Source organism: Rubellimicrobium arenae (genome assembly GCF_017916275.1).
Lineage (GTDB): Bacteria > Pseudomonadota > Alphaproteobacteria > Rhodobacterales > Rhodobacteraceae > Rubellimicrobium > Rubellimicrobium arenae.
This window is the reverse complement of sequence record NZ_JAFMST010000005.1, coordinates 44,921-71,844: the sequence shown is the minus strand read 5'-3', so window position 1 is coordinate 71,844 and position 26,924 is coordinate 44,921. Positions and strand designations below refer to the sequence as shown.

The window sequence follows — 26,924 nt, the reverse complement described above, 5'->3', positions numbered from 1 at the left end:
GCGCCTTCAGCAGATGCGGGGAAGCTGCTCGCCCACCAGCATATCCACGATCCGCCGTCCGCCGAAAGCCGTTCGCATGGTGACGCGCCCGGGACCTTGGTCGGACGCCCGCCCGATGATCGCCGCCGCCCGTCCTTCGGGCCGCGTGCGCATCGCGGCCAGAGCGGCCTCGGCCTCCTCGGGCGGAACGAACAGCACGAGAGTCCCTTCGTTCGCGAGGTAGAGCGGGTCGAGGCCCAGGATCTCGCACATTCCCTTCACCTCGGGGCGGAGCGGCAGCGCCGCCTCGTCGATCTCCACGCCGACGCCCGCCGCCTGCGCCATCTCGTTGAGCGCGGCGGCAAGGCCCCCGCGCGTGGCATCCCGCGCGGCGCGGGCGTTCGGGGCCGCCGTCAGCACGGCCTCCATCAGGTGCCCGAGGCTCGCACAGTCGGACTGCAGGTCCGTCGACAGCGCGAGGTCGCCGCGCGCGGCGAGGATCGCCGCGCCGTGGTCGCCCAGAACGCCGTTCACCAGCGCCACGTCGCCGGGCCGGATCGTGTCGGCCGCGAGGTGCCGCCCGGGCGGGATCACCCCCACTCCGGCGGTCGTCACGAAGACCTTGTCGGCCGAGCCGCGCCCGACGACCTTCGTGTCCCCCGTCACGATCCGCACGCCCGAGCGATCGGCCTCCTCCCGCATCGTCTTCGCGATGCGGCGGAGAAGCGCCACTTCGCAGCCTTCCTCGATGATGAAGGCCGCCGAAAGCCAGAGCGGCCGCGCCCCGCCCACGGCGAGATCGTTGACCGTCCCACAGACCGCGAGCTTGCCGATGTCGCCGCCCGGGAACTCGACCGGCGTCACCACGAAGCTGTCGGTGGTGAAGGCCAGCTTCGCGCCGGGCTCCTGAAGCGCCGCGTCCATGAGGCGGGCCTGATCCTCCTGCCCCTCGGGCTCGAAGACCGAGGCGATCAAGTCCCGCATCGCCTTGCCGCCGCCGCCGTGGGCGAGGGTGACGTGCGTGTCGCGCAGCGCCATCATTCCGCGGCCTCCAGCGCCCGCGCGCCGCCGTACTGCCAGTAGGCCGCGCAGGCGCCCTCGGACGACACCATGAGCGCGCCGAGCGGCGTCTCGGGCGTGCAGCCGTTGCCGTAGCGCGGGCAGGCCGTGGGCTTCACGCGGCCTGTCATGACCAGCCCGCAGGCGCAGCCCTCGGGCTCCTCGATCTCGCGGGCCGTGGGCGCGCCGTAGCCGATGGCAAAGCGCGCCTCGGCGTCGAAGGCGCGGAAGGCGTCGCGGATGCGCAGGCCCGAGGCGTCGATCTCGCCCATGCCGCGCCATTCGAAGGAGGGACGCGGCTCGTAGACCTCCGCCATGGCCTTGAGCGACACGGGGTTGCCATGCTCGGGCACGACTCGGGCGTACTGGTTCCCGACCTCCGCCCGCCCGTCGCGGGCCTGTCGCAGCACCATCAGCACGGACTGGAGGAGGTCCAGCGGCTCGAAGCCCGCGACGACGACGGGCTTGCCGTAGTCGGCGGGGATGAAGTCGTAGATGTGGGTGCCCGTGACCATGGACACATGACCCGGCCCGATGAAGGCGTCGATCATGTTCAGCGGGTCCTGCAGCAGCGCGCGCAGCGGCGGGGGCAGCAGGATGTGATTGCAGAACACGGTGAAGTTCCCGAGCCCCTCGCGCGCCGCCTGAAGGATGGCGAGTGCGGTCGAGGGCGTCGTCGTCTCGAACCCCAGGCCGAAGAACACCACCTGCCGGTCCGGGTTGCGTCGCGCAAGCTCCAGCGCGTCGAGCGGGGAATAGACCATGCGGATGTCGGCCCCGGCGGCCTTCGCCTGCATCAAGGAGCCCTTGGCCCCCGGCACCCGCATGGCGTCGCCGAAGGTGGTCAGGATCACGCCCGGTTGCCGCGCGATCTCGATGCATTCGTCCACGCGGGCCATCGGCAGCACGCACACCGGGCAGCCGGGACCGTGGATGAACTCGATCCCCGGCGGGACCAGCTTGTCGAGGCCGAAGCGGAAGATCGCGTGCGTGTGCCCGCCGCAGATCTCCATGATGCGGAGCGGTTGCTCGGCGGTCAGGCCCATGTCGTCGGACAAGGCCTTGATATGCGCCAGCACGGCCTGTGCGGCGGCGGGGTCGCGGAACTCCTCGACATATTTCATGCCGCGCCCTCCAAAGCCCGATCCCCTTCGGCCATCATGGCCAGGGCTTCCTGCGCCTCGCCTAAGGACCGCAGCGCCTCCAGTGTCCGCTCGGCCTCGTCCTCGTCGATCAGTGCCATGGCAAAGCCCACATGGATCAGCGCCCAGCGCCCGATCAGGCCGGGCAGCGCGCCGTCCGCCACGCAGGCCACGTTGACGGCCCGGCGCACGCCGGACACGTCCGCGACCATCATCAGCGTCGCCTCGTCCGCGACGGCCACGAGCCGTCCGGGAATCCCCAGGCACATCGGTCAGTCCTCCTCTGCCACGACCGCGCCCTTGGGCGGCTTCACGCCATAGCGGTCGAGCTTGGCGCGCAGCCCCACGCGGGACAGTCCCAGCTCGGCCGCCGCGCGGCTCTTGTTCCATCTCAGGCGGGTCAGCGTCTCGCGCAGGATCCGCATCTCGATCAGCTCCACCCGGTCCTTGAGCGTCCCCGACCCTTCCAGCACGCGGTCGGCGCTGCGGTCGGCCCCGTCCTCGGCGGGCTGGGCCTGGAGGATGTGGCGCGAGATCAGCTCAGGCCCCAGCACCTTGCCCTGGGCAAAGATCAGCATCCGCGTGACCTCGTTCGAGAGTTCCCGCAGGTTGCCAGGCCAGTCGTAGTTCTCGAGGAACGCGAGCGCCTCGTCCGAAAAGCCGTGGACCGATTTCCCATGCGCCGCGGCAGCCTCCATCAGGAGATTGCCCGCGAGGAGCGCGATGTCGCCGGGCCGGGCGCGCAGCGGCGGCAGCGCGACCTCGGTCACCGCGAGGGCGAAGTAGAGGTCGGCGCGGAACGCGCCCTCGGCCACCAAGGCGCGCAGGTCGCGGTGCGACCCCACGAGGAGCCGCATCCCCGCTGTCAGCGTCTCGTGCGAGCCCAAGGGCTGGAACGACCGCTCCGTCGCCACGCGCAGCAGCGCAAGCTGCATCCGGGGGCTCAACGAGTCGACGCCGCTCAGGAACAGCGTCCCCCGCTCGGCCTTTTGCAGCAGGCCCACCTTGGTCGTGACCAGCCCCGGCAGCGCCCCGCGCTTGGCACCGAAAAGCTGCGCCTCCAGCAGATCGTCCGGCATCCCTGTGCAGTCGAGGTCAAAGAAGGGCCGGTCCGACCGCAGCGAGGCGTAGTGGATCGCCCGCGCCATCGCGGCCTTGCCCGTCCCGGCCTCGCCCTGGATCAGCACCGGGACGTCGAAGCTGGCGTATTGCCGGGCCGCCGCGACCACGGCGTTCAGGGGCGAGCTTGGGCCGCGCAGGACGGACTGGAACCCCAGCCCCTCGCGCAGGGCCTGCCGCCGCTTGTCGAGCTTGGAGTCCGCCGACCGCGCCAGATAGCGCATCTCGATGCTCATCCGCTCATGGTCGCGGGTGAGCTGGAAGAGCCGCGCGGCGTTCCGCGCCGCCATCAAAAGCTGGTCGGGGTGCCAGGGCTTGGCGATGAACTGGTAGATCCCGGCGTCGTTGATCGCGCCGATCATATCGGAGGTCTCGGTGTAGCCGGTGATGATGATCCGCACCGTCTCGGGCCAGCGCTCGCGCATGGCGGTCAGGAGCTCCACCCCCGTCCGGCCCGGCATGCGCTGATCGCAGAACACGGCCTGGACGTCGTTCTCCTCCATGAGGCGCCAGGCCTCCTCGGCCCCGGGCGCCTCCAGGCAGTCGAACGCGTCCTCGAGCGCCATCCGCATGGCGGCCAGGGAATGCGGCTCGTCGTCGACGAGGAGGAGGGTCGGCAACGTCGTCATGCCGCGAGCGCCTTGGCGAGGAGCTGGGCACGGAGCCAGCCGGTCCAGGCCCCGAACCCTTCGCCGGTGCGGGCCGAGAGGCGAATGATCTCGATCCCCGGGTTCACGCGACGCAGGTTCGCCTCGTAAAGGTCGAGGTCCACGTCGCAATAGGGCGCGAGGTCGATCTTGTTCAGAAGCGCGAGCCGCGCCGCCGTGAACATGTCGGGGTACTTGAGCGGCTTGTCCTCGCCCTCGGTCACCGAGAGGACGGCGACCTTGGCGTCCTCGCCCAGGTCGAACCCCGCCGGGCAGACGAGGTTGCCCACGTTCTCGATGAACAGGAGCGACCCGGTCCGGGGCGCCAGCGCGTCCATGGCGCGCGCGACCATCTCGGCGTCGAGGTGGCATCCCTTGCCGGTGTTGACCTGCACGGCAGGCGCCCCGGTCGCGCGGATGCGCTCGGCGTCGTTGGCGGTCTGCTGGTCGCCCTCGATCACCGCGAGGGGGACGCCCTGCAACTCGCCGACTGTGCGGCACAGCAGCGTCGTCTTGCCCGACCCGGGCGAGGAGACGAGGTTCACCGCGAGCGTCCGCAGCACGGCGAGGCGGGCGCGGTTGACGGCGGCCAACTGGTCGTTCTTGGACAGGATCGCCGTCTCGACCTCGATCAGCCGGGCCTGACTCATGCCGGGAACGCTGACCCCTGCTGCGCCGAGCCCAAAGTGGAGGTCGGGGCCGTGGTGGTGATGGTGGTTCGCGTGGATCGTCCCGTCCGCGTGGAAGTGGAAGCCGCGATCAAGGGTCGCCGCGTCGCCGCAGCCGCAGACCGTGCACATCAGATCACCTCCAGGTCCTTGATCCGCATCTCCTGGCCCCCGGTCGGGACCAGCTTGCCGCCTCCGCAGAGCGGACAGGGGGACAGGCGCTCCTCGATATCCACCTCGCGCCCGCAGTCGAAGCAGAGCGCCTGTCCGGGGACATCCAGCATCACCAGCTCCGCCCCCTCGGCGGGGGTGCCGCGCATGACAATGTCCCAGGCGAAGGACAGGGCCTGCTTCTCCACGCCCGCGAAGCGCCCGATCTCCAGCCGCACGCGGGTCACGCGCGCGACGGCGTGCGCCCTCGCCTGCTCCTCCACGATGCTGCGGATGCCCTCGCAGAGCGACATCTCATGCATGGTCGGCCTCCCTCAGCCGCACCGGGCTGCACGGGTCGAGGATGTCGAGGACCAGAGGCGCGAGGGCCGCGCGGGTGGGGTCGAGCGTGGCGAGCGCGAGGTCGAGGACGCCGCCGGGGGCCAACAGATGGTCTGTCGGCGTGACCCGCGCGAAGGCGGCCACCCGGCCCTGCGACACCCGGGCGGTCACGACGTAGAGACCGCGTGCGGCGGGGACGGCAACGCGGCCCGGCCCGGCCTCGACGCCCGGAAGGGCGTCGTTCAGGCAGGCCTCCAGATCCAGCGCCCGGCCCAGCGCGCGCCAGAAGGGGCTACGCCCCCACCCCGCCTCAACGACCCGCATGAGCGGATGCGCCGCCTGCCGGGCCGCGACAGAGTTCTCGACCGCGCGGACCTCGTGGGCGGTGGCAGGCTCGACCAGCGGCAGGGCGGGCGTCACTGCTTCGCCGGGGCGGAAGCAACCAGAGATGGCCGACAGCGTCGGCGCGATACCGTGGCCGGAGGCGAGGAAGGCGCCGAGGTCGGCGAGAGTCGCGGGCATCCGCCCGGGGGGCCCGAACAGCGCCTCTCGCGCCGCGCGGGAGCCCGAGACCCAATCGGGCGGCAGCGGCATCGCGGCGCGGGCGAAGTAGGCTGGCCAGGCGAGATGCAGCTTCATCAGGTGGTCGCGCGCGATCTCGCGCCGCAGGTCGCCCGCGGCCCCCTCGGGCGCGGGCAGGCCCAGCGCGACCCGGCCCGCAAGTCCTTGCGCGGCGCGGCACAGGTTGAACAGGCGCGGCAGCAACGCGGCGGCTTCCTCGGCGGGTTTGCCGAGAAGCAGCGCCTCGACCGGCAGACCGGGCGCGCGGACCGCCACGAGCCGTCCCGAGACGACCGCGCCATCCATTCAGGCCACCTGCGGCTGGGCGCGACCGCCCAGGAGCTGGCGGCGCGTGGGGGCGACCTGCGCGGGCTTCTCGCGCCTGGGCAGCTCCACCCGGTTCTTCGGATCGAACAGCGCGGGCAGGATGGCCTTCGCGACGTCGACGGCCTGCGCCTGAGTGCGGAACTCGCCCATGGCCGAGAACAGCGAACAGGCCATGTAGCCCCCCGTCTGCTCGCGGGTGTTGTGGATGAATTCGTAGTCGCCCGAGGGGAAGGCCACGTCCTCCTTGGTGCCGGGAATCAGGTCCGACCAGTCCTCGCCCTCGCCGGGCAGGATGACGAGGTTCATGAACCACGGCGACACGAGGACGCCCAAGGGCCGCCCCTCCCACATCCGGAAGCCCACGGCCTCGATGGCGAGGAGCTTGTTGACCAGCGGCACGTCCCGCATCTTGCCGTTCCAGATCTCCTGGAAGTCGGCGACGAGGGCGCGGGTCCGTTCCGCCAGGAACGCGGCCTCGGCCTCCTCCGGCCCGCCGGGGTCGGAGTGCACGAGGAACTGCGCCTTGGGCGAGGAGCAGACCGGGCAGGACCAGTCCCAGGGCAGGTCCGTGAAGGGCGTGCCGGGTTCGACCTGCCGCGTCACGTCCCCTTGGGCGGGATCGTAGCGGGTCCAGCAGATCTTGCATTCCATGATGGCCGCCGGGCCGATCTTGGCCGAGGAGCCGAGGTAGGAGCCTTCGAAGCCGCTCATTGCAGTTGCTCCAGGAGGTCGCGGATTCGCTTCGCGCTGTCGGACAGGTCCTCGGGGGCCGCCAGCGCGACCTCGGGGACGGCGGTGACCTCGAAGGTGTCGAGGATCGGCGTGTCCATGCTGTTGAAGAACTGCACGCGCCAGACCTGCGGCAGCGCCGTCGCGGTGATCCGGCAGTTGCCGTAGCCGCGCGACAGGATGGTCACCGACCCCTCGCCCAGCGTGGTGTCGAGCCACAGGAGGTCCTCGGGCGAGTGCGGCAGCAGGGTCAGGTTGACGACGTGCAGGCCGTCGGCGGGGGTCCAGGCGGCCGACTTGGCCTCAAGCTCCGTGACGATGGCGGGGGCGCTCATCAGGACCTCGGGCGTGGGCGAGGTGCTGCGCGGGCGGCGGGGCACGAAGGCGCGGGCCTGGGCGAGGCTGGGGAGCGGCGCGACCTCCACCCGGTCCACGCCGGAGCCAGCCAGCGACCAGACGCCCGCGAAGACGCTCTCCTGCGCGGCGATGGCCGGGACGCCCAGCATCCTCACCGAGACCTCGCCCTCGCCCAGCGTTTCGGCCAGGAAGCGGCGCGAGGCGGGGTCGAGCTGCGCCACGTCGAAGACCTCGGTCGCCCCGTCAGCCACGGCGCGGTCGCAGGCCTCGGCGATCCGGGCCAGCAGCGCCATCGCGGGGGCGACGCTGGCGACCTCCTCCACCTCGGGCAGGTGGGGGATGTAGGTCCGCATCCCTTGAGGCAGCGGGATGTGGTTCGTCGGCAGGTCGGCCTCGTGGGCCTGGGAGCCGGGGCCGAAGCCCATGGGGGGAAGGGTGAAGCCGCTCATGGGGTCCTCAATGGGCCAGGGCCGGTTCGGCCAGGATCTGCGCGGTCCGCGCGAGGTAGTCGGCCCAGTCCCGCATCTTGGGGATCGCGCCGATCTGCCGGCCGTCGCGGAAGAAGATGATGGAGGGCGTCTTGTAGACCTGCGTGGCCTCGCGGAACCCCGTTTCGGCGTCCTCGGACACAACGGCGCAGTCGAAGCGGCCCGCGAAGGCCTTGTGCAACTCCGGCAGGATCACGGCGACGTCGGCCGTCTCCAGGTTGCGCGTCGGGTCGCCGGGCACGAAGACCGCGTGGCAGCCGGGCGCCCCGGCGTAGGCGGTCGTGGCCTCGGCGCTGTCGAGCGAGGGCCAGCCGAGCTGGCCGGTCAGGCGGGCGATCAGGGGATGGGTCATGGCGTCCTCAGGCAATCTCGCGGCCCTCGGCGAGGGCGGCCTGCAAATGGGGGGGAAGGCGGGGGCCGGTGGCCTCCAGGTCGGCGAAGGCGTCGCCGACATCGCCGCCAGTCATCACCGACCGGAGCGCCGCGAGCGCCGCCGCGATGTGCCGGGCCTCATCCTCGGAGATGACCTCGCGCGCGGTACCGAGGAAGGTCAGCACCCAGGTGCCCGGCGCGACGGGGCCGGTGAGCGACAGGTCGATCAGCGCCTCGCGGGGACCGTTGGTCGCCATGGCGGCGATGCCGTCCACCGACAGGATGCGGAAGGGCTCGCCCACGCACATCAGGCGACACCCTCGGGCAGGACGCGGGCGTCGCCGATGCGGCAGGCCTCCTCCGCGCTGGGGCGGCCGGATTCATAGGCGTCGCGCCTGACCGAAGGATCGGCGAGCAGCGAGGCGTCGGCCTGCCCCGGACGGGCGATGATGCCCCAGTCGGCGAGGCGGGCGAGGCCCAGCGCGAGGGCCAGGTCGATCCGGGCGGCGATGGCGTCGCGCAGGCCGCCGCCGTAATCCTCGATCTCCTCGGGCTGGCAGCCCACGAGGACGAGGCGTCCGGGGCAGCGGCCCAGGAGCTTCGCGGTGGCGATCACGTCCTGAAAGCCCGTCTGGTGCAGGCTCATCTTCTTGGCGCCCATGAAGGCGGGCACGTCGTCGCCCTCGATCACCTTCAGAGTGCCGGGCGGGAGGCCGTAGTCGATGGCATCGAAGACGAGGAGGATGTCGGCCTCCTCGAGGAACGGCAGCAGGTAAAGGCCCTGCGTGCCGCCGTCGAGCAGGCACACGTTGTCGTCGAAGGCGTGGGTCTGGGCAAGCCGCTCCACGCAGCGGACCCCGAAGCCCTCGTCGGCCCAGAGGACGTTGCCGATACCAAGGATCAGCGCGCGGGGCGCCATGCCGTTTCCTCCCGTGTCCCATCGCGCCGGTCATCCGCTTGCCGGCTCTGGTTGGCATTCTACCGCAACGGCGGCCCGACCGGTCACGAAGCTTCCGCCTGGACGCCCGACTTGCCAAGTCGCTGATGCTGAGCGCGAATTCAGTATACCGCCCCAGGCAAGCCCAGCACCTTGATGCAGATCAAGCTGCCATTCATCCAGCAACATGGAAACTGGGTGACCACCCGGACCGAAGCCGTCCGAATCGATGGTCCCGAAACGAAAACAGCGGGCCCGGGTGGGGGCCCGCCGCAACGGGGTCGGTCAGTCTAGAGCGGGTTCAATCCGGCCGATCGTCCTTGAAGGTGCGCTGGCCCGAGATCATCGTGGAGATGATCGACTGGCGGCTCATGATGTCCTCGCGCACCGCGACGTAGATGTGGACCAGGGTGAAGATCACGATGGACCACATGCCGAGGTGATGGAGCGAGTGGACCATCTGGCTGCCCCCTGCGAGGGGGATCACCCAGCCGAAGCCCCGCCCGATCCAGCTCAGCGCCCCCTCGCCTTCGCCATAGAGCGCGAGGCCGGTCACGATCATGAACAGCACGCCCAGCGTGATGAAGGTGAACATGGCCAACTGCGCGAGCGGGTTGTGGCCCGCGTACTTGCGCGGCTGCCGTTCAAGGAAGGCGTACCAGCGGATCTCGTGCCAGACCTCCTTCCACCATTGGAAATTGAAGAGCGGAAGAGTGAAGATCTGGCGGGCGTGGTGGTTGCCGACCAGCGCCCAGTAGGCGCGGGCCGCAAAGCCCACGATCAGGATCATAGCCGCCGCGAAATGCGTGAAGCGGACGTAGCCCATGACGAACTGGTGGGCGGCCTCGCCGATCTGCATGGTGGGCAGCGGCGAGGCGATCAGGTAGCCGGTGATGCAGAGCACGACGATGGCGAAGGCGTTGATCCAGTGCCAGAGCCGCACCGGCACCTCGTAGACGTAGACGGCGGTCAGCCGCCGCGCCCCGCGGGCGCCGCCCAAGGGCAGGTCGGTGACGGTGGCCTTGCGGCTTGGGGCGGGCTGGAACGGGCCGGGCTGCGGGATGCTCATGGCGTCCCCCCTCAGCCCAACGCCGCGAGGAGGAGGCCCGAACCCATCAGCGATGCCCCCAGCGCGCGCTGCACGAAGGGACGCCCGGCAGCGATGCGTGCGAGGCCGATGCCAGCCAGATGCAACGCCGCCGTGGAGATCAGGAACCCGCCCAGGTAGGTGCCCACCTGCCCTGCCGTTTCGCTCGCATGGGCGTAGCCGTGGGCCAGGGCGAAGCCCGCGATGGCGGCGAGGGACGCCGCCGTGACCACAGGTGCCTGCCCGCGCCGGGACACCAGGACCATCAGGCCGAAGGCCACCACCGAGGCAAGGGTCAGACCCTCCACGCCCGGCAGGCCGAAGCCTGCCCAGCTCAGGCCCGCGCCGGCCGACATGGCCGTGAGGAACGCCGCCGCGCCCGCCCAGACGCGCCGGGGCAGGACGAAGCCGGACCACAGGCCCACCGCCAGCATGGCGAGCAGGTGGTCCGCCCCCCAAAGCGGGTGCACGAGCCCCGCCGCGAGGCCGGTCGCGCCATGGCCGGGATGGGCCAGCGCCGGCGTGGCGAGCAGCGCCAGAAGGGTCGTCGGAACGATGCGCTTCATGGTCGTCCTCCTCAGCGGACCTTGACGGTGGTGAGTTCCTCGCCCTCGGGCGACATGACGTGCGTGGAGCAGGCGAGGCAGGGGTCGAAGCTGTGGAGCGTGCGCAGGATCTCCACCGGCTCCTCGGGGCGTTCCATCTTGGTGTTCATCAGGCTGGCCTCGAAGGCGCCGATGTTGCCGGCCGCGTCGCGGGGCGAGCCGTTCCAGGTCGTCGGCACCACGCACTGGTAGTTCTCGATCCGGCCGTCCTTGATGCGGATCCAGTGGCCCAGCGCGCCGCGCGGCGCCTCGGTCATGCCGACGCCCTTGGCCTCGGCGGGCCAGGTCTTGGGGTCCCACTTGGCGACGTTCGCAGTCGAGCTGTCGCCCGCCTTGATGTTGGCCACCAGCTTGTCGAAGAAGTGCCGCTGGAGCCGGGTGCAGTATTCGGATTCCAGCGCGCGGGCGGCGGTGCGGCCCAGCGTCGAGAAGAGCGCGGTCACCGGCAGGTCCATGGTCCGCAGCAGGCCGTCGACCTGGGTCTTGATGTCCTCGTGGCCCTTGGCATAGCCCACGATGTAGCGGGCGAGCGGGCCCACCTCCATCGCATGGCCGCGCCAGCGCGGGGCCTTGATCCAGGAATACTTCGCGCCTTCGTCGATCTCCTGGATATTGGTGCGGGTGCCCTTGAGGTTGGGGCCGAGCTCGAACTTCGCCTCGGTCACGCCGTCCCAGGGATGCAGGCCCACGCCGGGCTGGCCGTAGGCGTACCAGCTATGGTCCACGAACTCCTGCACCTGCTCGGGGTCGCGGACGTCCACGTCATGGACGGTCGAGAGGTCGCCGCCGACGATCGCGCCGCGCGGCAGCAGCATGTTCTCGGAGGAGAAGTCGTTGGCCCGCTCGGGGATGTCGCCATAGGCCATGACCGACTGGCCCGAGAGGCCGCCGCCGTAGAGCCAGTCCTTGTAGAAGCCGCCGATGGCCACGACGTCGGGCAGGTAGACGTTGCGGACGAAGTCTTCGCAGAGCGTGATGATCGAGCTGACCTGGTTCAGCCGCTCCATGTTGATGGCGCCGACCGCGCCCACGCCGTCGATGTTGATGGGGCACGGGACGCCGCCCACCAGCCAGTTCGGGTGCGGGTTCTTGCCGCCGAAGATTGTGTGGATCTTCACGATCTCCTTCTGGAGGTCGAGCGCCTCGAGGTAGTGCGTCGTCGCCATCAGGTCCGCCTCGGGCGGGAGGCGATAGGCCGGGTTGTCCCAGTAGCCGTTCTTGAACAGGCCGAGCTGGCCAGATTCGACGAAGGCCTTGAGCCGGTTCTGCACGTCCCGGAAGTAGCCCGGCGAGGACATCGGGTGGCTGGGCGAGACGGTCTGCTGCAGTTCGGAGGTCTTCTTGGGGTCCGCCCGCAGCGCGTTGATCGGGTTGACCCAATCGAGCGCGTGCAGGTGGTAGAAATGGACCACGTGGTCGTGGATCTGCAGGTTCAGCTGCATCATGTTGCGGATGGAGTTCGCGTTCTCGGGGATCGTGATTCCGAGCGCGTCCTCCACGGCCCGCACGCTGGTCAGCGCATGCGTGCCGGTGCAGACGCCGCAGATGCGTTCGGTGAAGGCCCAGGCGTCGCGCGGGTCGCGGCCCTTGAGGATGACCTCCAGCCCCCGCCACATCGTGCCGGTGGAGACGGCGTTGGTGATGACGCCCTCGTCGTTGACGTTGACCTCGCAGCGCATGTGGCCCTCGATCCGGGTCACCGGGTCGACGACGATGCGGCGGCCGGTGGTGTCGAGGTCGAAGCCGTTCGGTGTGGTCATGCCCATGGTCAGGCCTCCTCGCGCAGCGCGGCGCGGTTCTGGGCGGCCTTGAGGGCCGAGATGGCGGCGTGGATGGCGACGCCCGCGCCGACGACGCCGGTCGCCGCAAGGCCGATCTGGTCGGCGTTGGCCTCGACCCCGAACTGGGTGAGGTCCGTCACACGGTTGTAGAAGGAGCCCTGATCCCAGAACCCGTCCTCGGAGCAGCCGATGCAGCCGTGGCCGGACTGGATCGGGAAGCTCGTCCCGTCGTTCCAGCCGATGGTGGAGCAGGCGTTGTAGGTGGTCGGGCCCTTGCAGCCCATCTTGTAGAGGCAGTAGCCCTTGCGCGCGTTCTCGTCGTCCCAGCTTTCCACGAACTGGCCGGCGTCGAAGTGGGCGCGGCGGTAACACTTGTCGTGGATGCGCTGGCCGTAGAACATCGCCGGGCGGCCCTGGCGGTCCAGTTCCGGCAGGCGGTCGAAGGTCAGCATGTAGGTGATGACGCCGGTCATGACCTCAGCGATGGGCGGGCAGCCCGGCACGCGGATGATCGGCTTGTCGGTGATGACCTCGTGGATCGGGGTCGCGCGGGTCGGGTTCGGTTTCGCCGCCTGCACGCAGCCGTAGGAGGCGCAGGCCCCCCAGGCGATCACGGCCTTGGCGCCCTCGGCGGCCCGCTTGAGCTGGTCGAGGAAGGGCCGCCCGCCGATGATGCAGAACATCCCGTCCTCGTTCAGGGGCGGGTTGCCCTCGACGGCGAGGATGTAGTTGCCCTTGTACTTCTCGAGCGTCTCTTCCAGAGCGGCCTCGGCGTGGTGGCCGGCGGCGGCCATCAGCGTGTGGTTGTAGTCGAGCGAGATCATCGACAGCACCACATCCTTGGCGAGCGGGTGCGCGCCGCGGATGAAGCTTTCCGAGCAGCAGGTGCATTCGAGGCCCGAGACCCAGACGACGGGCGTGCGGGGCTTCGTCTCCATCGCGTGGGCGATCTGGGGGACGAAGGACGGACCCAAGCCCAGCGCCGAGGCGGTGAGCGAGCAGTATTTCATGAAGCTGCGCCGGGTGATCCCCTGCTTGCGCATGACCTCGTAGAAGGTTTCGATCGGTGGCAAGGTCCCCTCCGTAGCGTGCCGCGAGCCTTGGGCTGCGTAGTGCACCGAGGTATGCCGAAGAAGGAGATGGCGGGGGTGTGGAAACCGTGGCGGTGCCGCGCGGAGCATTCCGAAGGATTCTCCAGACACTTAGCCGATTCCGGCCGGACTGCCGGATGGCAGGAGGCTGATCGGTCGGACAGGCGTCGTGGTCAGGCGCTTTCCGCCAGCCGCGCGGCGCCTACCAGAGCCTGACCCAGAGCGAGTCCGCCGTCGTTCGCCGGGACGCGGCGGTGGATCAGGACGGGGAGGCCGTCGAGCTCGCGCAGGCAGAGGTCGAGGAGCGTGGCGTTCTGGAAGCAGCCGCCGGTGAGGGCGACGGCGCGGGCTCGACCCTGTTCGACCTCGATGCGGGCGCGGCGGCAGAAGGCCTGGGCCAGGCCCGACTGGAAGCGGGCGGCGATGTGGCCCGGCGGGGTGCCGGCGGCGAGGTCGGCGGCGATGGCCTGGATCAGGGGCACGGGGTCGATGACCGGGCCGTCCTGCGCGAAGGGATAGGGCTCGGCGTCCGGGGCGGTGAGGGCCAGGGCCTCGACCCGCATCGCGGCCTCGCCCTCGAAGCTCTGGGCGGCATCGCCGAAGCCGACCAGCGCGGCCACGGCGTCGAACAGGCGGCCCGCCGAGGAAGAGAGCGGCGCGTTGACCCCGGCGCGGGCGGCCCGGCGGAGGAGGTCGCGCGGGCGATCCGGGAACAGCCGGTCGGCGAGGTCGGACAGCCCTGCTTGGTCGAGCCGCATCACGGCGTTGCGCCAGGGCTCGCGCTGCGCGGCGTCGCCGCCGGGGAGCGGCGCTGGGGCGAGGTGGGCGGCGCGGGTGACGTCAGCGTAGTCCCCGACCAGCAGCTCCCCGCCCCAGACGGTGCCGTCGGGGCCGAGGCCCAGGCCGTCGAGGACGATCCCGGCGACAGGGCCGCCTCGACGGGGCCAGAGGTTCTCGCCCAGGCAGGCGGCGAGGTGGGCGTGGTGGTGCTGGACCTCGATGACGGGCAAGCCGCGGCTGCGGGCGTGGAGGGAGGCGCGGGCGTCCGGGTGGAGATCGCAGGCGACGGCGTGCGGGCGATGATCGAAGAGCGCGGCGTAGTCGGCGTCGGCCTTCAGAAACTCCTCAAAGGTCAGGGCGTCGTCGAGGTCGCCCAGGTGATGCGACAGCAGCGCCTGTCCGTTCTTGGTCAGGCAGATCGCAGACTTGAGATGGCCGCCATAGGCGGTCACGGGGGGCGCAGACTCGAAGCCGGGGGGGAGCGGCTGCGTGGTGGGCACCCGGCCGCGCCCGCGCCGCAGGGTCATGGGCCCGTGCGGCGTCCACCGTTCCACCCCGTCGTCGAGGCGGCGGAGGATGTCGCGGTCGTGGAGGAGGAAGGCGTCGGCGAAGGCGGAGAGCTTGGCGCGCGTCTCGTCGTTGGCGATGACCTGCGGCTCGCCCGACAGGTTGCCGGAGGTCATCACGAGGGGTCGGTCCACGGCGTCGAGGAGGAGGTGGTGGAGCGGCGTGTAGGGCAGCATCCAGCCGAGCGTGGGCTGGCCGGGGGCGAGACCGTCCGGGAGGGGCGTCCCGGCCTTGGTCAGGAGGACGACGGGGGCGGCGGGGTCTGAGAGGAGGGCCTCCTCCTCGGGTCGGACCTCGGCGTGGGCCCGGATGGTCGCGAGCGGGGCCATGAGGGCGAAGGGCTTGGTCGGGCGGCGCTTGCGGGCGCGGAGGGTCGCGATGGCCTCCGGGTTCGTCGCATCGCAGGCGAGGTGGACGCCGCCCAGGCCCTTGACGGCAAGGATCGCGCCATCTCGCAGGAGCGTGGCGGCGTGGGCAACAGGGTCGCCAAGGCGTTCGCGCCCGTCCTGTTCGAGCCAGAGCCGGGGGCCGCAGGCCGGGCAGGCGATCGGCTGGGCATGGAAGCGGCGGTCGGCGGGGTCGGCGTACTCGCGCGCGCAGTCGGGACACATGACGAAATCGGCCATGGCGGTGCGGGCGCGGTCGTAGGGCAGGCCCGACAGGATCGACAGGCGCGGCCCGCAGTGGGTGCAGTTGGTAAAGGCATAGCCGAAGCGCCGCTGGGTCGGATCGCGGATTTCGGCGGCGCAGGCCGGACAGGTCGCGGCGTCGGGGGTGACGCGCGTCTCGGCCCCCACCCCGCGAGAGGGGGCGATGGTGAAGGCGACAGGTTCGGTCGCGAAGACATGAGCCGCGCTCTCGATGGCATCGATGCGGGCGAGCGGCGGGGCCTCCTTGGGCAGAGCATCGAGGAAGGCGGGGAGCGCGTCGCCGGTGACGTGGATCAGCACGCCTTCGGGGTCGTTCAGGACCTCGCCCCGCAGGCCGAACCGGGTCGCAAGCTGCCAGACGAAGGGCCGGAAGCCCACGCCCTGCACCTGCCCGCGGACGCGGATGGCGAGCGGGCCGCTCAATGCACCGTGCAGACCATGCACGGGTCGAAGCTCCGGACGATGTGCTGGACGGCGAGCGGGGCCACCTCCCCCTCGCCCACCGGGGCGCCGACGAGCGCGGCCTCGACCGGGCCGGGGACGCCGCCCGCGTCGCGGGGCGAGAAGTTCCAGGTCGTCGGCGCGACGATCTGGTAGGCGGCGATGCGGCCACGCTCGATCCGGACCCAGTGGCCGAGGGTGCCGCGCGCGGCCTCGACCAGCCCCGCGCCCTCGCCGTCGCAGAGGGGAGCCTCGGCCATGAAGGGCTGGGCGGAGTCGAGGGCGGCGACCCATTGCTCCAGCAGGATCTGGGTGCGGGCGATCTCCAGCAGCCGCGCGGCGACGCGGGCCAGGACGGAGGAGCGGGCCGCGAGGTCGAGCGCGAGCGGGTGCCCGTCCACGACCTGCCGGGCGAGCGCCCCCGTCTCCATGGTCCGGCCCGAAAGGCGCGGGGCCTTGCACCAGCTATAGGCCGGGGCGGCCATGTCCTCATCGGGGGCGGTCACGCCCTGCGCGGGGTGGCGCGAGGGGCCGAGCATCCAAGCGTGGCTCAGGTCCTCGGTGATGGCGGAGGAGTCGAGCGGGGCGGTGGTGCCCTCGGTCCAGATGCCCCGCGCGAAGGCGGTGCCGGAGGCGGTCGGATAGCCGCCGCTGGAGAGATACCGGCCCGGGCCGGGGCCGAGGCCCAGGAGGTCGAGGTCGGCGGCGATCCGGAGGAACAGGCCCGCGTCGCCGCTGGACCAGCCCATCAGGGCGTCGAGGGACGGGAGGGCGGCGAAGTCCTCCAAGGCGCCCCCGAAGAGGCTGGCTTCGAGGAAGCTCCGGAACGACCGCAGAGTCGTCGCCATGCGGATCTTGTCGCGCACGGTCGGCGCCCGGGTGACGCCACCGGGCTGGATGGCCAGCGTGTGGGGCCACTTGCCCCCGAGAAGGCCCACGATGTGCAGAAGCTCGGCCCGGGCGGAGGTCATGGCGCGGGCGGCGCTGCCCTCCATGGCGGTGAAGCGGGCGACGGCCTGCGCGTGCCAGGGGCGACCCGCATAGGCCGGGCGGGCGAAGTCCGGCATGAAGAACAGGTGGAAGTGGGTCACGTGGTCGGACAGGTTCTCGACCCCGTGGAGGATCGCGGCGGCGAGCGCCCCCTGCGGCGCGGGCGTAACCCCGGCGGCATCGGCCAGCGCCAGCGCGGCGGCCGCCGACTGGCTGATCGAGCAGATGCCGCAGATGCGCGGCGTGATGGTCAGCGCGTCGCGTGGGTCCTTGCCCAGAAGCATCATCTCGAAGCCCCGGAACAGGGGCGAGTTGACGTGGGCAGCGACGACGCGCCCCTCCTCGACCGTCAGGCGGACCTCGAGGTCGCCCTCGACCCGGTTGAACGGGCCGACGAGGAGGGTGCGGGAGGTCATGGGCGCTTGGGCAGGCTGGGTGGCACGAGGATGCGGTCGGCGGTGGCGTTGGCGCCGATCCGATCCGGCGTCGCCGCCTTGGAGAGAGAGGCCAGCGCCATGAACCAGGCCTTGGGCATATCGGAGGGCAGGCCCACCGGGATGCCGGCGAGCTTGGGCGTCTCGGTGAAGGGATGCCGGGGCTCCTCCCACTCAGGCGCGGTGCAGGCCACGCAAGGGGTGCCGGCGCGGGTGCAGGAGGAGCCGCCGTTCCAGCCCCGGATGTTGCAGTCGCCCGCCGCCTGGGTGCCGACGCAGCCCAGATGCTCCATCATGCAGCCCATCTGCGACAGCGCCTTGGCGCTCGCCTTATATTCGTAAAACTCGTTCTTGGGGCAGGCGTGGTGGACGAGGTGGTCGGCGAAGAAGCGGGGCCGTCCGTAGCGGTCGAGGTCGCCCTCGCCCAGCGCGCCTTCGGCCAGGAGGAGCAGGGTTTCGGTCACCCAGTCGGGGTGCGTGGGGCAGCCCGCGACGTTGACGACCGGCAGGCCGCCCCGGGCGCGGAAGCTGGCGTGCAGCACGGCCCCGGGTCGGGTGCCGTCCCATTGCAGGCCGGTCGCGCCCGCCGGGTTGTCGCCGGCCGAAGTGATGCCGCCATAGGCCGCGCAACTGCCCACCGCGACGACATGCCGGGCGAGCGGGGCCAATTGGCGCACCCAGTCCAGCATGGGCCGCCCGGTGCCGCCCAGGATGTGGAAGCGCCCGGTCCCCTTGGGCCCCGTGACGACCGACCCTTCGATGCAGAGGACGTCGAGGGGCACCGTGCCCGAGGCCACGGCATCGAGGATGGCCAGCGCCTCGGCCCCCGTCTCCTGCGACAGGGAGGGGTGCCAGAGGACGTGGATGCCCGCGCCGGACAGGAGGTCGAAGACGCCCGGATTTTCGGCGCAAAGGAGCGACATGGTGCAGCCGCCGCAGCCCGCCGACTGGAGCCAGAGGAGGTTCATCGCGCCTCCGGGATCGACAGGCGGAAGGTCGCGCCGGGGGGACCGTCGAGCAGGCGGAGCGCGCCGCCATGCTCCTCGGCGATCTTGGCGGAGATGGACAGGCCGAGGCCCGTCCCCTTCCCCACCGGCTTCGTCGTGAAGAACGGGTCGAAGATGCGGCCCCGCGCCTCGGGCGGGACGCCCGGGCCATTGTCCTGCACCTCCACGACCGCCATGCCGTCCCCATGCATCAGTGTCACCGTCACGACGGGATCGTCGGTTTCGGCCACGGCGTCGAGCGCGTTCTGGATCAGGTTCATCACGACCTGCTGAATGTGGCCCGCGCGGCCGATGGCGCGCAGCGTCTCCTCGCCTTCGATGGTCAGGGCGGGCTTGTGCTTGGCGCCGCGCAGGACCCAGTTCGCGGCGACGCGCACCGTCTCGGCCAGGTCGAAGGCGATCGCCTCGCCCGAGCCGTCGGCGGACAGGCGGCGCAGGTCGGCCACGATGTCGCGCACCCGCTCGGCTCCGTCACGCGCGCCGTCGATGGCGGTGCGGAGGTTGCGGACCTCGCGGTCGAGCTTCAGCTCGGCGCGCAGCCGGACCAGCTCCTCGCGCAGGGCACCGGCCTGCACGCGCTCGAAGTAGGCCTCGAAGCGGCTCGCGTAGCGTTCGAGCGCATGGACGTTGGCGTAGACGAAGCTGATCGGGTTGTTCAGCTCATGCGCGACCCCGGCCAGCAGTCGCCCGAGGGAGGCCATCTTCTCGTTGCGGACGAGCTGGGCCTGCGCCTCCTGCAGGGCGCGATGGCTGTTCTCGAGCGCTTCGTAGGCGCGGCGCAGCTCACCCACCGGGCGACCGACGAGAACCGCGCCCTTGCTGCGACGGCGGTCATCGAGGCGGGGCGTCAGGCTCCATTCGAACGTCTGGGGGCCAGAGGGCGAGGCCAGGTCGGCTTCCACCGTCAGGCGGCGGCGGCTGACCATCACCTCGTGGAGCGCGGCCTCGAGGATCGTGCGCGACCCCTCGTCCACGATGCCTGCCATGGGCTGCCCGGCCAGCGAGCCAGGTTCGGCGAAGAGCGCACGGAGCGATGCGCTCGTTTCCTCCATGCGGCCGTCGCGATCCACGACGACGAGGACGTCGGACACGGAATCGAGGACGGACGCCATGCTCCTTCGCAGCGACTCCAGCTCGGCGTTCTGCTGCTCAAGACGCTCCTGATAGGAGACCAGCTCTGCGTAGGTGCTGTCCACGGCGCGCAGCACGTCGAGCCAGGCGGAGTCGCTGAACTCCGCGGTCGGGGTCGTCTGAACGAGGTCCTGCCCAAGGCGCACTGCATCGTCCTCCGCGTCGCAGGTTACCGGGACAGGCGTGCCATGGAAAGCCGAACCCCGCAGGGCGCTAACCCTGGACGGATCCATGATGCCGCGGACCCGGCCTCCGTCAGTGCTGCCAGGCGACTTCACGTCCGGACAGGTTCCCCCCAGCCTCTTCGGGGGACCGGAGCGCCGCCTCGATGGCCTGGGCCAGCTGGTCCGGGCTGAAGGGCTTGCCGAGCACCGCCTCTCCGGCGAGCGCCTGCGGATCGGCATGACCGGTCAGGAACATGATCCGCAGCGACGGGTGCGCGGCCCGCAGCCGCGCGGCCAGCGAGGGACCGTCCATGTCCGGCATGACGACATCGCTGACCACGAGATCCAGGCGGGGAACGGCGGCCGCGATCCGGATGGCCTCGTCGCCGCTGGAGGCCTCATGGACGCTGTAGCCCAGGTCGCGCAGATGCGCCCCCGTCACCGGTCGGACCTGATCGTCGTCATCGACCACGAGGAGGACCGCATGGCTGCGGGGCTTTGCCGCCAGGGGCTCGGCGGCGGCGTCCTCGCTGGCGATCTCGCCGGTCGCGCGGGGCAGGACCAGGCTGATCCTCGTGCCTTCGCCCGGACGGCTGTCGATCAGCATGGCCCCGCCGGACTGCTCCACAAAGCCGTGGACCATGGCCAGCCCCAAACCGGTCCCCTTGCCCACGGCCTTGGTGGTGAAGAATGGCTCGACGGCCCGCGCCAGCACATGGGGCGGCATCCCGACACCGGTGTCGGCGACGGAGATCACGCTGAAGTCCCCGGCGGGCACCTGCGGGTGCCGCCCCTCGGGCGCGAGCCGATGAGCACGGATGGTGAGGCGCCCCCCTTCGGGCATGGCGTCACGGGCGTTCACCACGAGATTGAGGAGCGCCACCTCCAGCCGGTGGCGGTCGACCAGCACCGGCCAGGTGTCGGCCTCGGTTTCGATCGTGCAGGCGATCGTCGGACCGGCGGCATGGGACAGCAGGTCGGCCACGTCGGTCAGCAGCCCCGACGGATCCACCACCTTGGGGCGGAGCTCCTCGCGCCGGGCGAAGGCCAGCAGGTGGCGCACCAGCTCGGCCGCGCGGTCGGCCGCCTTGCGGCCATGTTCCACGATCTCCCGGACCGCCGGGTCCTCCACGCGCCGGTCGATCAGGGCATAGCTTCCCGTGATCGCGGCCAGCATGTTGTTGAAGTCGTGCGCGACACCCCCGACGAGCTGGCCCAGCGCCTCAAGCTTCTGGCTTTGCGCCAAGGCCGCCTGGGCCTCCTCGCGCTGCTTCATCTCGACCTGGAGATCGGCCGCCGCGCGGGCCAGCGCCTGGGTGCGGTCCTCGACCCGCTGTTCGAGCTCGGCGTTGAGCGCGCGGAGGTCGGCCTCGGCCCGCTGGCGGGCCAGTTCGCCCCCGGCCCGGGCGGCGAAGGCCGTGACCAGCCGCTCGGCCAGCTCGGGGTTCGCCAGCGGCTGGCGGTCCATCGCGCAGACCACCCCGATCGGGCGGCCCTGCGCGTCGTGGAAGCGCACGCCCACATAACTCTCGAAACCGCGTTCGGTGAGCAAGCCGGCCCGAGGGAACATCCCGCGGACGCCGCGCGGCACGACGCAGTGGCCGTCGGCGAAGGTATCCGCGCAGGGCGTTCCGTCGATCGCGAACTCGACCGGATCGGTGCGCCCGGCCGACCAGACGGCGAGCGACCTCAGCCGGCGCTCGCCTCCCTCGTCGACGAGGACCGCGATGTGCGTGTGCTCCACCCCGAGCCCGGCCGCGAGCTCACGCGCCAGCTCGGCCAGGAGGACGCTGTCGCTGGTGCCCGAGGACACGGCGGCGGCGGCGCGCAGGGCATCCTCGGCCCGCTTCCGCTCGCTCAGGTCGCGCAGGATCACGGTCAGATGGCGCCGCCCCTCGGCCACCCAGGGCGCCACGGAGACCTCCACGGGCACCACGCCGCCGTCGCTGCGCCGCCCCACCTCTTCCTCGGGTCGCCGGATCTGGGCAAGGCTGGGGCCGTCGCGGGCCGGCAGGAGAAAGGAGATGTCCTGGCCTTCGGCCTCGGAGCGCGCGAAGCCGAACTGGCGGACCGCCGCATCGTTGAGCCACTGGATCCGACCCTGCCCGTCCGCCATCAGGATGGCGTCGAAGGCCCCGTCCACCACGGCGCTGAAGCGGGCGTTCAGGCGTTCGCGCAGGACGCGCTCCCGGTGGTGGGCGGCGCTGGCGTCCATGACCTGCACCAGCACCGTGCGGGCATTGCCGGTCTCCACCGAACGCACGACGACATGGTGAATCATCGGCCGTCCGTCCCGCCGCCGCAGAGGCAGGAGTTCAGGATTCAGCGCGTGGCTCAGGGTGCTCGAGATGCCGAGTTCGAGCGCGTCGGTGATGGCCAGGGCGAGCCTCGAGCCGTCGAGCCCGGGAAAGACGTCGCCGAGCGTCCGCCCGGCCCCGGCTTCCGGCGCGAGACCCGACGCGGCGGCGAACCACGCGTTCCACCACAGGATCGCGCCATTGGCATCGATCAGGATGACTCCGCTTTCGAGGGAGTCCATCGCGGCGGCGAGGAGCGAGGCATCAACCATTCGAGGTGGCCGTGGCCTGAGCGGAGGTGGCCCTTTGGATGAAGTCGTTGATGAGCTGCTTCAGCCGCTCCAGCGACGGCAGGTCCATCAGCAGCGCGATGTAGCCCTGGATGTCGCGGTCGCGGACGCGGAAGTCGATGAACAGGAACAGCACCAGCCCACCGTCCTGCTCGGCCGGACCGCCTCCGAAGAGCTCCGCATCCGTGGTCCGCATGACCTCGGGCAGGGACATGTCCAGCCGTTGACGAAGCACGTTCGCCATCGTCGCGAGGCAGCCGTTCAGGACGACGTTGCCGATCTCCGCGACCGCCTCCTGCTCGAGGTCCGCCACATCCTCGAGCGGGACCGCTTCGCCCACGACCGCGCGGACCAGTTCGAGGCTGTTGGCCTCGGGGAACACGAGAACGGCCTGGCCCGAGAACGGCCCGACGAAATTCTGCTGCACGGCGACAAGGCTGCCGGTGTTGCCCCGCATCGCGAGGGCGGACGCCCGGGCGCGGGTCACGACCTCGACGGCGGGCACCGACAGGAGAACCTGCCCGCCCACCATCCGCGCGAGGTTGGCGGCCGCGCGGCCCACGCCCATGTTGGCCAGTTCGGCCAGCGCATCGCGCTCCAGTTCGTCCAGTTCGATCAACGTCCCGCTCATGCCCCCGCGCGCCTGAGCCGGAGCGTAGCGCCCGACAGGAAGGCGCCAAGAGCCTCGTCCGTGACCGGCTTGGGCACGAAGGTGGTGTCGAGCGCCCGTGCGCGCGAGATGATCTCGTCCTGGACGTTGGCCGAGATCAGCGCGATCGGCATGTTGGGCCAAGTCTCCCGCAGGTCCGCAGCCAGGCTGAGGCCATCCGCCCCCGGCATGTTGAAGTCGATGAACGCCACATCGACCGGCTCTGATCGGGCCTTCTCCAGGGCCTCGTCGGCGTTGGCCGCCTCGACCGGGCGCCAGTCGGGCCTCAGCCGTCCCAGGGCGCGAGCAACGACCATGCGGGCCAGCTTGCTGTCGTCCACGATCAACACCGTCCTTGCAACGGTTCCGGTGCTGTCAGTTGCGGTCACGTGAACGCTACCCTCTCGGCATCTCTGAAGAATTCTCCATCATCAGGTTACAATCCGCCCGGTGGGGCTGCAACCGTGATCGGCTCGATCCAGCGGGCGACGAAGGGATCGCCGCAGGGTCCCTGGACCGGCCGGCCCGCCTGAAGCACAAGCTGCACCAACGCCGTATGGAGATGCGACGCGCCGCGCCAGTCGACCGTGGCGGCGCCTGCGTCACGAAGCAGCAGGGCGAGCATTTCCGCCTCGTCCACGGAACAGCGCCCCTCCAGCACGATCGCGGACCCTTGCCGTCGGACGGTCATGGCAGCAACGCCTCCGGTTCGAGCACGAGGAGCACCTGCCCGTCCCCGCGAACCGTGGTGCCCAGCAGGTGCGGCATGTTGGCAAGGAGACCCTCGGGCGGCCGCATCGGGGCGTCGAGCCGATCCTCGATGCCGTCCACCTCGAAGCCGACCGGTCCGCTGCGAGTGGCAAGCACGACGACCAGCGCCTGATCGCCCCCCGTGACACCCGTCAACCCAAGCAGATCCGCCAGCCCCACCAACGGGACCGTGCGGTCGCGCAGGACGAACGCCGCCCCGCTCCGGATCGGGTGGATGCGCTCCCGGGGGATCCGGACCGTCTGCAGCGCGCGATCCATGGGGAGCCCGAACCGCTCGGTGCCGGCGCGGACCACCATGACGCGCGTCACGGTCATGCTGATCGGCAGCAGGAGCCGGAAGGTCGTTCCCTTGCCGGGCCGGTTCAGGATCTGGAGCGTGCCGCCCACCCGTTCGACGGCGTCGCGCACGACGTCCATGCCCACGCCGCGCCCCGACAGGTCGGAAACCCGCGCGGCGGTCGAGACACCGGACCGAAGCACCAGTTGGACCGCCTCCTCGTCGGACATGGCGAGGGCGGCGGCCTCGGTCACGACCCCTTGCCTGACCGCCCTGCGGCGGAGCGCGGCGGGGTCGATTCCCCTGCCGTCATCGCCGACCTCGATCGCGACGCGGTCGCCGTCGGGCGCGGCCCTCAGGGTGATCCGGCCCTCCGGGGGCTTGCCCGCGGCACGACGCTCCTCCGGCGGCTCGATCCCGTGATCGAGCGCGTTCCTGAGAAGGTGGAGCAGCGGTTCGTGGATGGACTCGACGATGGTCCGGTCGACCTCGGTGCCTTCACCGGACATGTCCAGCAGGACCTGCTTGCCGAGGCTTCGGGCGGTCTCGCGGACGAGGCGGGGAAAGCGCCGGAACACGGGTCCCACGGGCATGAGCCGCAGGTCCGCCACGGCCCGCTGGAGCACCACGGTCAGGCGCCCGAGCTCGGCGTCACGCTCGGCCAGTTGCTTCAGGAGATCGGACGCCGCCATGTCGCCTGACGCGCGGCCGAGCAGGTGCGACAGGCCATTTCGCGCGACGGCGATCTCGCCCGCCAGGTCCGCGAGCCGGTCGATGCGGGCCGAGTCTACCCGGGTCGCCGGGCTCGCGCCTGTCGGTGCCGGCGCCTCGGAGCCGGCGGGTCCAGCGGACCAGGGCTCCTCGAGCGCGGCGAGAAGCGGCCGCGGGTCCTTTTGGGCCAAGGCGGCGGCCCCGGCGGCGTCGATCCGGTCGGCACGTTCACCCGCACCGGCGTGCCGGAGCGCATTCACCGCCGATCGCGCCGCCGAAGCCAGCCGCCCCAACAGATCACCCGGTTCGGCGGGCGTCCGGAGCAGCAGGCCTTGCTCTGCCAGGATGGCGTTCAGAAGGACATCGGCGGAGGTCGCCCGTTCGGGCGCAGGTTCCACGACCGCGATCCGGGCCTGATCGGCCACAAGCCGGACGAGGTCGCGCGCCGTTCCCGGGTCCGCCGCCGCGAGAGCGCGGATACGGAGGTTGCAGGTGAAGGGGTCCGTCTGCTCGATGGGTGGCCAGGGGTCACGGGGCACGACGCTGACCGCCAGGAGGCCCGGAAGGCGCCGCACGAGATCCAGCGGGTCGTCGCCGTCGAAGAAGCACCCGGGACGGGGTTCGTAGTCCAGGGCGACGATGGGCCCGGCCGGAATGTCCGTAAGGTCGTCCAGCATCTCCTGCGCCCAGGGTGGTGCCTCCGGGATCGGCCCGACGGGGCTGGCCCCCCCGTGGGACCCGGTGCCCTCGAGCAGCCTGTCCGCCGTGGCCGAGGCGTCCTCGGGCAGGCGGCCCTCGGCCTCGAAGTGGCCCAGCCAGGACTCCGTCTGGTCCAGGATGGCGAGCACCCGGTCGATGGCTCCGGCCGGAAGCCGTTCCTGACCGCGCCAGGAGCCCAGCCAATCCTCCGACGCGTGCATGAGGCGCGACATCGGAGCAAGCTCCATCACGGCGGCCGAACCCTTGAGGGTGTGCACGACCCGGAACAGACGGTCCAACCGTCCGATGTCGCCCGGATCACGCTCGAGCGCGACGATATCCTCTGCGGCCTGGGCGGTGAGCTCGCGGCATTCGATCAGGAACTGCTCGTCCAGGGGGCTCATGCCGCGGCCCCCGTCAGGGCGGCGACGTGGCGGCGCAGCACGTCCTCGTCGAGAGGCTTGACCAGGTAGAAGTTCGCCCCGGCCTGCCGGGCCGCCTCCCGGTCCTGCGGACCGCCTTCGGTGCTCGCCACGAGAGTCGGCGTTCCCCCAAGGGGCAGCGGCTGGCGGCGGAGGGACTGGAGGAAGGTGATCCCGTCCATGTAGGGCATGTTCACGTCGACGATGATGAGGTCGAACGAAGAGACCAGAGCCTTTTCCAGCGCCTCGATGCCGTTCAGGGCTTCCTCGATCTCGAAGCCTGCGGGCTCCAGGGCATGGCGGCACCACTGCCGCAGGAGCGCGGAATCGTCGGCCACGAGCACGCGCCGCCTTGGGTCAGTCATGCGCGTCCCCTTCCGGCCGCTGGTAGACGATCGCCTCCTCGTGGCGGCGCACCTCGAAGAGCGGGGAGATGCGGCTCATCGATTCCGCGTGCCCCAGGCAGATGTATCCTCCGGGCACGAGGGCGTCGTAAAGGTTCTCCGCGGCGACGCGGCGGGACATGTCGTCGAAATAGATCAGCACGTTGCGGCAGAAGATCACGTCGAACCGGCCTTGGGCGCCGACGGTTGCCGGATCGATCAGGTTCGCCTCCGTGAACAGCACGGACTCGCGGAGGCCGTCGATGATCCGCCACGACTCGTCGCCGGATTGGTCGAAGTACTTCGTGACCAGCGCCGGAGGGAGGCGCGAAAGGGAACGGCGGCCGTAGATGCCGTCGCGGGCCGCCGCCAGGGCAAGGGTGTCGATGTCGGACCCGACGATCTCGACGTCCACGTCGTCGATGGGCGGCCAGTTCTCCAGAAGCCAGATCGCGATGGAATAGGGCTCCTCGCCGGTCGAGCAGGGAACGGACCAGATCCGGACCGGCTCGGAGGGGACCCTCCGCGCCACGGCGCCGGGCAGGATGGAGGAGGTCAGGCAGCGGAGCTGGTGATCCTCGCGGAAGAAGTAGGTCTCGTTGACGGTCAGGCTGTTGACGAGATGCTCGACCTCCCCGCCCGCGTCCGCCCTGAGCCGCGCGAAATAATCCGGGAAGGTGGCGGCCCCCGTCGCCTCCATCCGTGCCGCAAGCCGGCGGTCGACGTAGTAGCGGCGCGCCGGCGTGAACGAGAGTCCCGTCCGGCGGTACAGGAAATCGCACAGGCGCTGGAACTCGTCCGCCGTCGCGCGCGGGGGCAC

27 protein-coding genes are annotated in these 26,924 nt (G+C 71.1%); all 27 read right to left on the bottom strand.

Features of this window, described 5'->3' with window-relative positions:
* Positions 1–6: 6 nt before the first annotated feature.
* Positions 7–1,017, bottom strand: a complete 1,011-nt coding sequence (gene hypE / locus J3P31_RS09265) for a hydrogenase expression/formation protein HypE (protein ID WP_210528351.1) — start codon at positions 1,015–1,017, stop codon at positions 7–9.
* Positions 1,017–2,162: a hydrogenase formation protein HypD gene (gene hypD, locus J3P31_RS09260; RefSeq protein WP_210528157.1), complete on the bottom strand. Its 1,146-nt coding sequence runs from the start codon at positions 2,160–2,162 to the stop codon at positions 1,017–1,019. Before hypD ends, hypE begins: the two co-directional genes overlap by 1 nt.
* Positions 2,159–2,449: a HypC/HybG/HupF family hydrogenase formation chaperone gene (hypC, locus tag J3P31_RS09255; RefSeq protein ID WP_210528156.1), complete on the bottom strand. Its 291-nt coding sequence runs from the start codon at positions 2,447–2,449 to the stop codon at positions 2,159–2,161. Before hypC ends, hypD begins: the two co-directional genes overlap by 4 nt.
* A gap of 3 nt (positions 2,450–2,452) precedes the next feature.
* A complete protein-coding gene (locus tag J3P31_RS09250; protein WP_210528155.1) occupies positions 2,453–3,928 on the bottom strand; it encodes a sigma-54-dependent transcriptional regulator in 1,476 nt (491 codons plus the stop codon).
* Positions 3,925–4,746 (bottom strand): hydrogenase nickel incorporation protein HypB, encoded by an 822-nt coding sequence (gene hypB / locus J3P31_RS09245; RefSeq protein WP_210528154.1) that lies wholly within the window; start codon positions 4,744–4,746, stop codon positions 3,925–3,927. Before hypB ends, J3P31_RS09250 begins: the two co-directional genes overlap by 4 nt.
* The gene (gene hypA / locus J3P31_RS09240) at positions 4,746–5,087 is read right to left on the bottom strand and encodes a hydrogenase maturation nickel metallochaperone HypA (protein ID WP_210528153.1); all 342 of its coding nucleotides are present in this window, start codon (positions 5,085–5,087) and stop codon (positions 4,746–4,748) included. The genes hypB and hypA overlap by 1 nt, the downstream gene beginning before the upstream one ends.
* Positions 5,080–5,973, bottom strand: coding sequence for a hydrogenase expression/formation protein HupK (locus J3P31_RS09235; RefSeq protein ID WP_210528152.1), 894 nt, complete (start codon positions 5,971–5,973; stop codon positions 5,080–5,082). The genes hypA and J3P31_RS09235 overlap by 8 nt, the downstream gene beginning before the upstream one ends.
* On the bottom strand, positions 5,974–6,705 hold the full coding sequence (gene hybE / locus J3P31_RS09230; protein ID WP_210528151.1) for a [NiFe]-hydrogenase assembly chaperone HybE: 732 nt from the start codon (positions 6,703–6,705) through the stop codon (positions 5,974–5,976).
* Positions 6,702–7,529, bottom strand: coding sequence for a hydrogenase expression/formation protein (locus tag J3P31_RS09225; RefSeq protein ID WP_210528150.1), 828 nt, complete (start codon positions 7,527–7,529; stop codon positions 6,702–6,704). Before J3P31_RS09225 ends, hybE begins: the two co-directional genes overlap by 4 nt.
* 7 nt (positions 7,530–7,536) lie before the next feature.
* Positions 7,537–7,920, bottom strand: a complete 384-nt coding sequence (locus tag J3P31_RS09220) for a thioredoxin domain-containing protein (RefSeq protein WP_210528149.1) — start codon at positions 7,918–7,920, stop codon at positions 7,537–7,539.
* A gap of 7 nt (positions 7,921–7,927) precedes the next feature.
* Positions 7,928–8,248 carry a HypC/HybG/HupF family hydrogenase formation chaperone gene (locus tag J3P31_RS09215; protein WP_210528148.1) on the bottom strand — a complete coding sequence of 107 codons (321 nt, stop codon included), beginning with the start codon at positions 8,246–8,248 and terminating at the stop codon, positions 7,928–7,930.
* Entirely contained in the window at positions 8,248–8,859 is a 612-nt protein-coding gene (locus J3P31_RS09210; protein WP_210528147.1) for a HyaD/HybD family hydrogenase maturation endopeptidase, read from the bottom strand. The genes J3P31_RS09215 and J3P31_RS09210 overlap by 1 nt, the downstream gene beginning before the upstream one ends.
* A 319-nt stretch (positions 8,860–9,178) precedes the next feature.
* Positions 9,179–9,946 (bottom strand): Ni/Fe-hydrogenase, b-type cytochrome subunit, encoded by a 768-nt coding sequence (cybH, locus tag J3P31_RS09205; protein WP_210528146.1) that lies wholly within the window; start codon positions 9,944–9,946, stop codon positions 9,179–9,181.
* Between the two features lie 11 nt (positions 9,947–9,957).
* Positions 9,958–10,530 carry a HupE/UreJ family protein gene (locus J3P31_RS09200; protein ID WP_210528145.1) on the bottom strand — a complete coding sequence of 191 codons (573 nt, stop codon included), beginning with the start codon at positions 10,528–10,530 and terminating at the stop codon, positions 9,958–9,960.
* Positions 10,531–10,541: 11 nt separating this feature from the next.
* Positions 10,542–12,335: a nickel-dependent hydrogenase large subunit gene (locus tag J3P31_RS09195; RefSeq protein WP_210528144.1), complete on the bottom strand. Its 1,794-nt coding sequence runs from the start codon at positions 12,333–12,335 to the stop codon at positions 10,542–10,544.
* A gap of 2 nt (positions 12,336–12,337) precedes the next feature.
* Complete coding sequence (locus tag J3P31_RS09190; RefSeq protein ID WP_210528143.1) at positions 12,338–13,423, bottom strand: hydrogenase small subunit; 1,086 nt, start codon at positions 13,421–13,423, stop codon at positions 12,338–12,340.
* Between the two features lie 191 nt (positions 13,424–13,614).
* Positions 13,615–15,873: a carbamoyltransferase HypF gene (gene hypF / locus J3P31_RS09185; RefSeq protein ID WP_246849428.1), complete on the bottom strand. Its 2,259-nt coding sequence runs from the start codon at positions 15,871–15,873 to the stop codon at positions 13,615–13,617.
* A complete protein-coding gene (locus J3P31_RS21350) occupies positions 15,858–17,285 on the bottom strand; it encodes a nickel-dependent hydrogenase large subunit (protein WP_246849412.1) in 1,428 nt (475 codons plus the stop codon). Before J3P31_RS21350 ends, hypF begins: the two co-directional genes overlap by 16 nt.
* Complete coding sequence (locus J3P31_RS09180; protein WP_210528141.1) at positions 17,282–18,271, bottom strand: NADH-quinone oxidoreductase subunit B family protein; 990 nt, start codon at positions 18,269–18,271, stop codon at positions 17,282–17,284. The genes J3P31_RS21350 and J3P31_RS09180 overlap by 4 nt, the downstream gene beginning before the upstream one ends.
* Positions 18,268–19,587, bottom strand: coding sequence for a sensor histidine kinase (locus J3P31_RS09175; protein WP_368373046.1), 1,320 nt, complete (start codon positions 19,585–19,587; stop codon positions 18,268–18,270). Before J3P31_RS09175 ends, J3P31_RS09180 begins: the two co-directional genes overlap by 4 nt.
* Before the next feature lie 109 nt (positions 19,588–19,696).
* A complete protein-coding gene (locus tag J3P31_RS09170) occupies positions 19,697–22,174 on the bottom strand; it encodes a PAS domain S-box protein (RefSeq protein ID WP_210528139.1) in 2,478 nt (825 codons plus the stop codon).
* Positions 22,167–22,823: a chemotaxis protein CheX gene (locus tag J3P31_RS09165; protein ID WP_210528138.1), complete on the bottom strand. Its 657-nt coding sequence runs from the start codon at positions 22,821–22,823 to the stop codon at positions 22,167–22,169. The genes J3P31_RS09170 and J3P31_RS09165 overlap by 8 nt, the downstream gene beginning before the upstream one ends.
* The gene (locus J3P31_RS09160; RefSeq protein WP_210528137.1) at positions 22,820–23,182 is read right to left on the bottom strand and encodes a response regulator transcription factor; all 363 of its coding nucleotides are present in this window, start codon (positions 23,180–23,182) and stop codon (positions 22,820–22,822) included. The genes J3P31_RS09165 and J3P31_RS09160 overlap by 4 nt, the downstream gene beginning before the upstream one ends.
* Before the next feature lie 95 nt (positions 23,183–23,277).
* A complete protein-coding gene (locus tag J3P31_RS09155; protein ID WP_210528136.1) occupies positions 23,278–23,532 on the bottom strand; it encodes a hypothetical protein in 255 nt (84 codons plus the stop codon).
* Positions 23,529–25,703, bottom strand: coding sequence for a chemotaxis protein CheA (locus tag J3P31_RS09150; RefSeq protein WP_210528135.1), 2,175 nt, complete (start codon positions 25,701–25,703; stop codon positions 23,529–23,531). The genes J3P31_RS09155 and J3P31_RS09150 overlap by 4 nt, the downstream gene beginning before the upstream one ends.
* Positions 25,700–26,086, bottom strand: a complete 387-nt coding sequence (locus J3P31_RS09145) for a response regulator (RefSeq protein ID WP_210528134.1) — start codon at positions 26,084–26,086, stop codon at positions 25,700–25,702. The genes J3P31_RS09150 and J3P31_RS09145 overlap by 4 nt, the downstream gene beginning before the upstream one ends.
* Positions 26,079–26,924 carry a CheR family methyltransferase gene (locus J3P31_RS09140; RefSeq protein ID WP_368373045.1) on the bottom strand — a complete coding sequence of 282 codons (846 nt, stop codon included), beginning with the start codon at positions 26,922–26,924 and terminating at the stop codon, positions 26,079–26,081. The genes J3P31_RS09145 and J3P31_RS09140 overlap by 8 nt, the downstream gene beginning before the upstream one ends.

Bases quoted from the DNA above. Each gene is read 5' to 3' on its own strand.
- hypE (WP_210528351.1), bottom strand. From the start codon at position 1,017: ATGGCGCTGCGCGACACGCACGTCACCCTCGCCCACGGCGGCGGCGGC.
- hypD (WP_210528157.1), bottom strand. From the start codon at position 2,162: ATGAAATATGTCGAGGAGTTCCGCGACCCCGCCGCCGCACAGGCCGTG.
- hypC (WP_210528156.1), bottom strand. From the start codon at position 2,449: ATGTGCCTGGGGATTCCCGGACGGCTCGTGGCCGTCGCGGACGAGGCG.
- J3P31_RS09250 (WP_210528155.1), bottom strand. From the start codon at position 3,928: ATGACGACGTTGCCGACCCTCCTCCTCGTCGACGACGAGCCGCATTCC.
- hypB (WP_210528154.1), bottom strand. From the start codon at position 4,746: ATGTGCACGGTCTGCGGCTGCGGCGACGCGGCGACCCTTGATCGCGGC.
- hypA (WP_210528153.1), bottom strand. From the start codon at position 5,087: ATGCATGAGATGTCGCTCTGCGAGGGCATCCGCAGCATCGTGGAGGAG.
- J3P31_RS09235 (WP_210528152.1), bottom strand. From the start codon at position 5,973: ATGGATGGCGCGGTCGTCTCGGGACGGCTCGTGGCGGTCCGCGCGCCC.
- hybE (WP_210528151.1), bottom strand. From the start codon at position 6,705: ATGAGCGGCTTCGAAGGCTCCTACCTCGGCTCCTCGGCCAAGATCGGC.
- J3P31_RS09225 (WP_210528150.1), bottom strand. From the start codon at position 7,529: ATGAGCGGCTTCACCCTTCCCCCCATGGGCTTCGGCCCCGGCTCCCAG.
- J3P31_RS09220 (WP_210528149.1), bottom strand. From the start codon at position 7,920: ATGACCCATCCCCTGATCGCCCGCCTGACCGGCCAGCTCGGCTGGCCC.
- J3P31_RS09215 (WP_210528148.1), bottom strand. From the start codon at position 8,248: ATGTGCGTGGGCGAGCCCTTCCGCATCCTGTCGGTGGACGGCATCGCC.
- J3P31_RS09210 (WP_210528147.1), bottom strand. From the start codon at position 8,859: ATGGCGCCCCGCGCGCTGATCCTTGGTATCGGCAACGTCCTCTGGGCC.
- cybH (WP_210528146.1), bottom strand. From the start codon at position 9,946: ATGAGCATCCCGCAGCCCGGCCCGTTCCAGCCCGCCCCAAGCCGCAAG.
- J3P31_RS09200 (WP_210528145.1), bottom strand. From the start codon at position 10,530: ATGAAGCGCATCGTTCCGACGACCCTTCTGGCGCTGCTCGCCACGCCG.
- J3P31_RS09195 (WP_210528144.1), bottom strand. From the start codon at position 12,335: ATGGGCATGACCACACCGAACGGCTTCGACCTCGACACCACCGGCCGC.
- J3P31_RS21350 (WP_246849412.1), bottom strand. From the start codon at position 17,285: ATGACCTCCCGCACCCTCCTCGTCGGCCCGTTCAACCGGGTCGAGGGC.
- J3P31_RS09180 (WP_210528141.1), bottom strand. From the start codon at position 18,271: ATGAACCTCCTCTGGCTCCAGTCGGCGGGCTGCGGCGGCTGCACCATG.
- J3P31_RS09170 (WP_210528139.1), bottom strand. From the start codon at position 22,174: ATGGTTGATGCCTCGCTCCTCGCCGCCGCGATGGACTCCCTCGAAAGC.
- J3P31_RS09165 (WP_210528138.1), bottom strand. From the start codon at position 22,823: ATGAGCGGGACGTTGATCGAACTGGACGAACTGGAGCGCGATGCGCTG.
- J3P31_RS09155 (WP_210528136.1), bottom strand. From the start codon at position 23,532: ATGACCGTCCGACGGCAAGGGTCCGCGATCGTGCTGGAGGGGCGCTGT.
- J3P31_RS09150 (WP_210528135.1), bottom strand. From the start codon at position 25,703: ATGAGCCCCCTGGACGAGCAGTTCCTGATCGAATGCCGCGAGCTCACC.
- J3P31_RS09145 (WP_210528134.1), bottom strand. From the start codon at position 26,086: ATGACTGACCCAAGGCGGCGCGTGCTCGTGGCCGACGATTCCGCGCTC.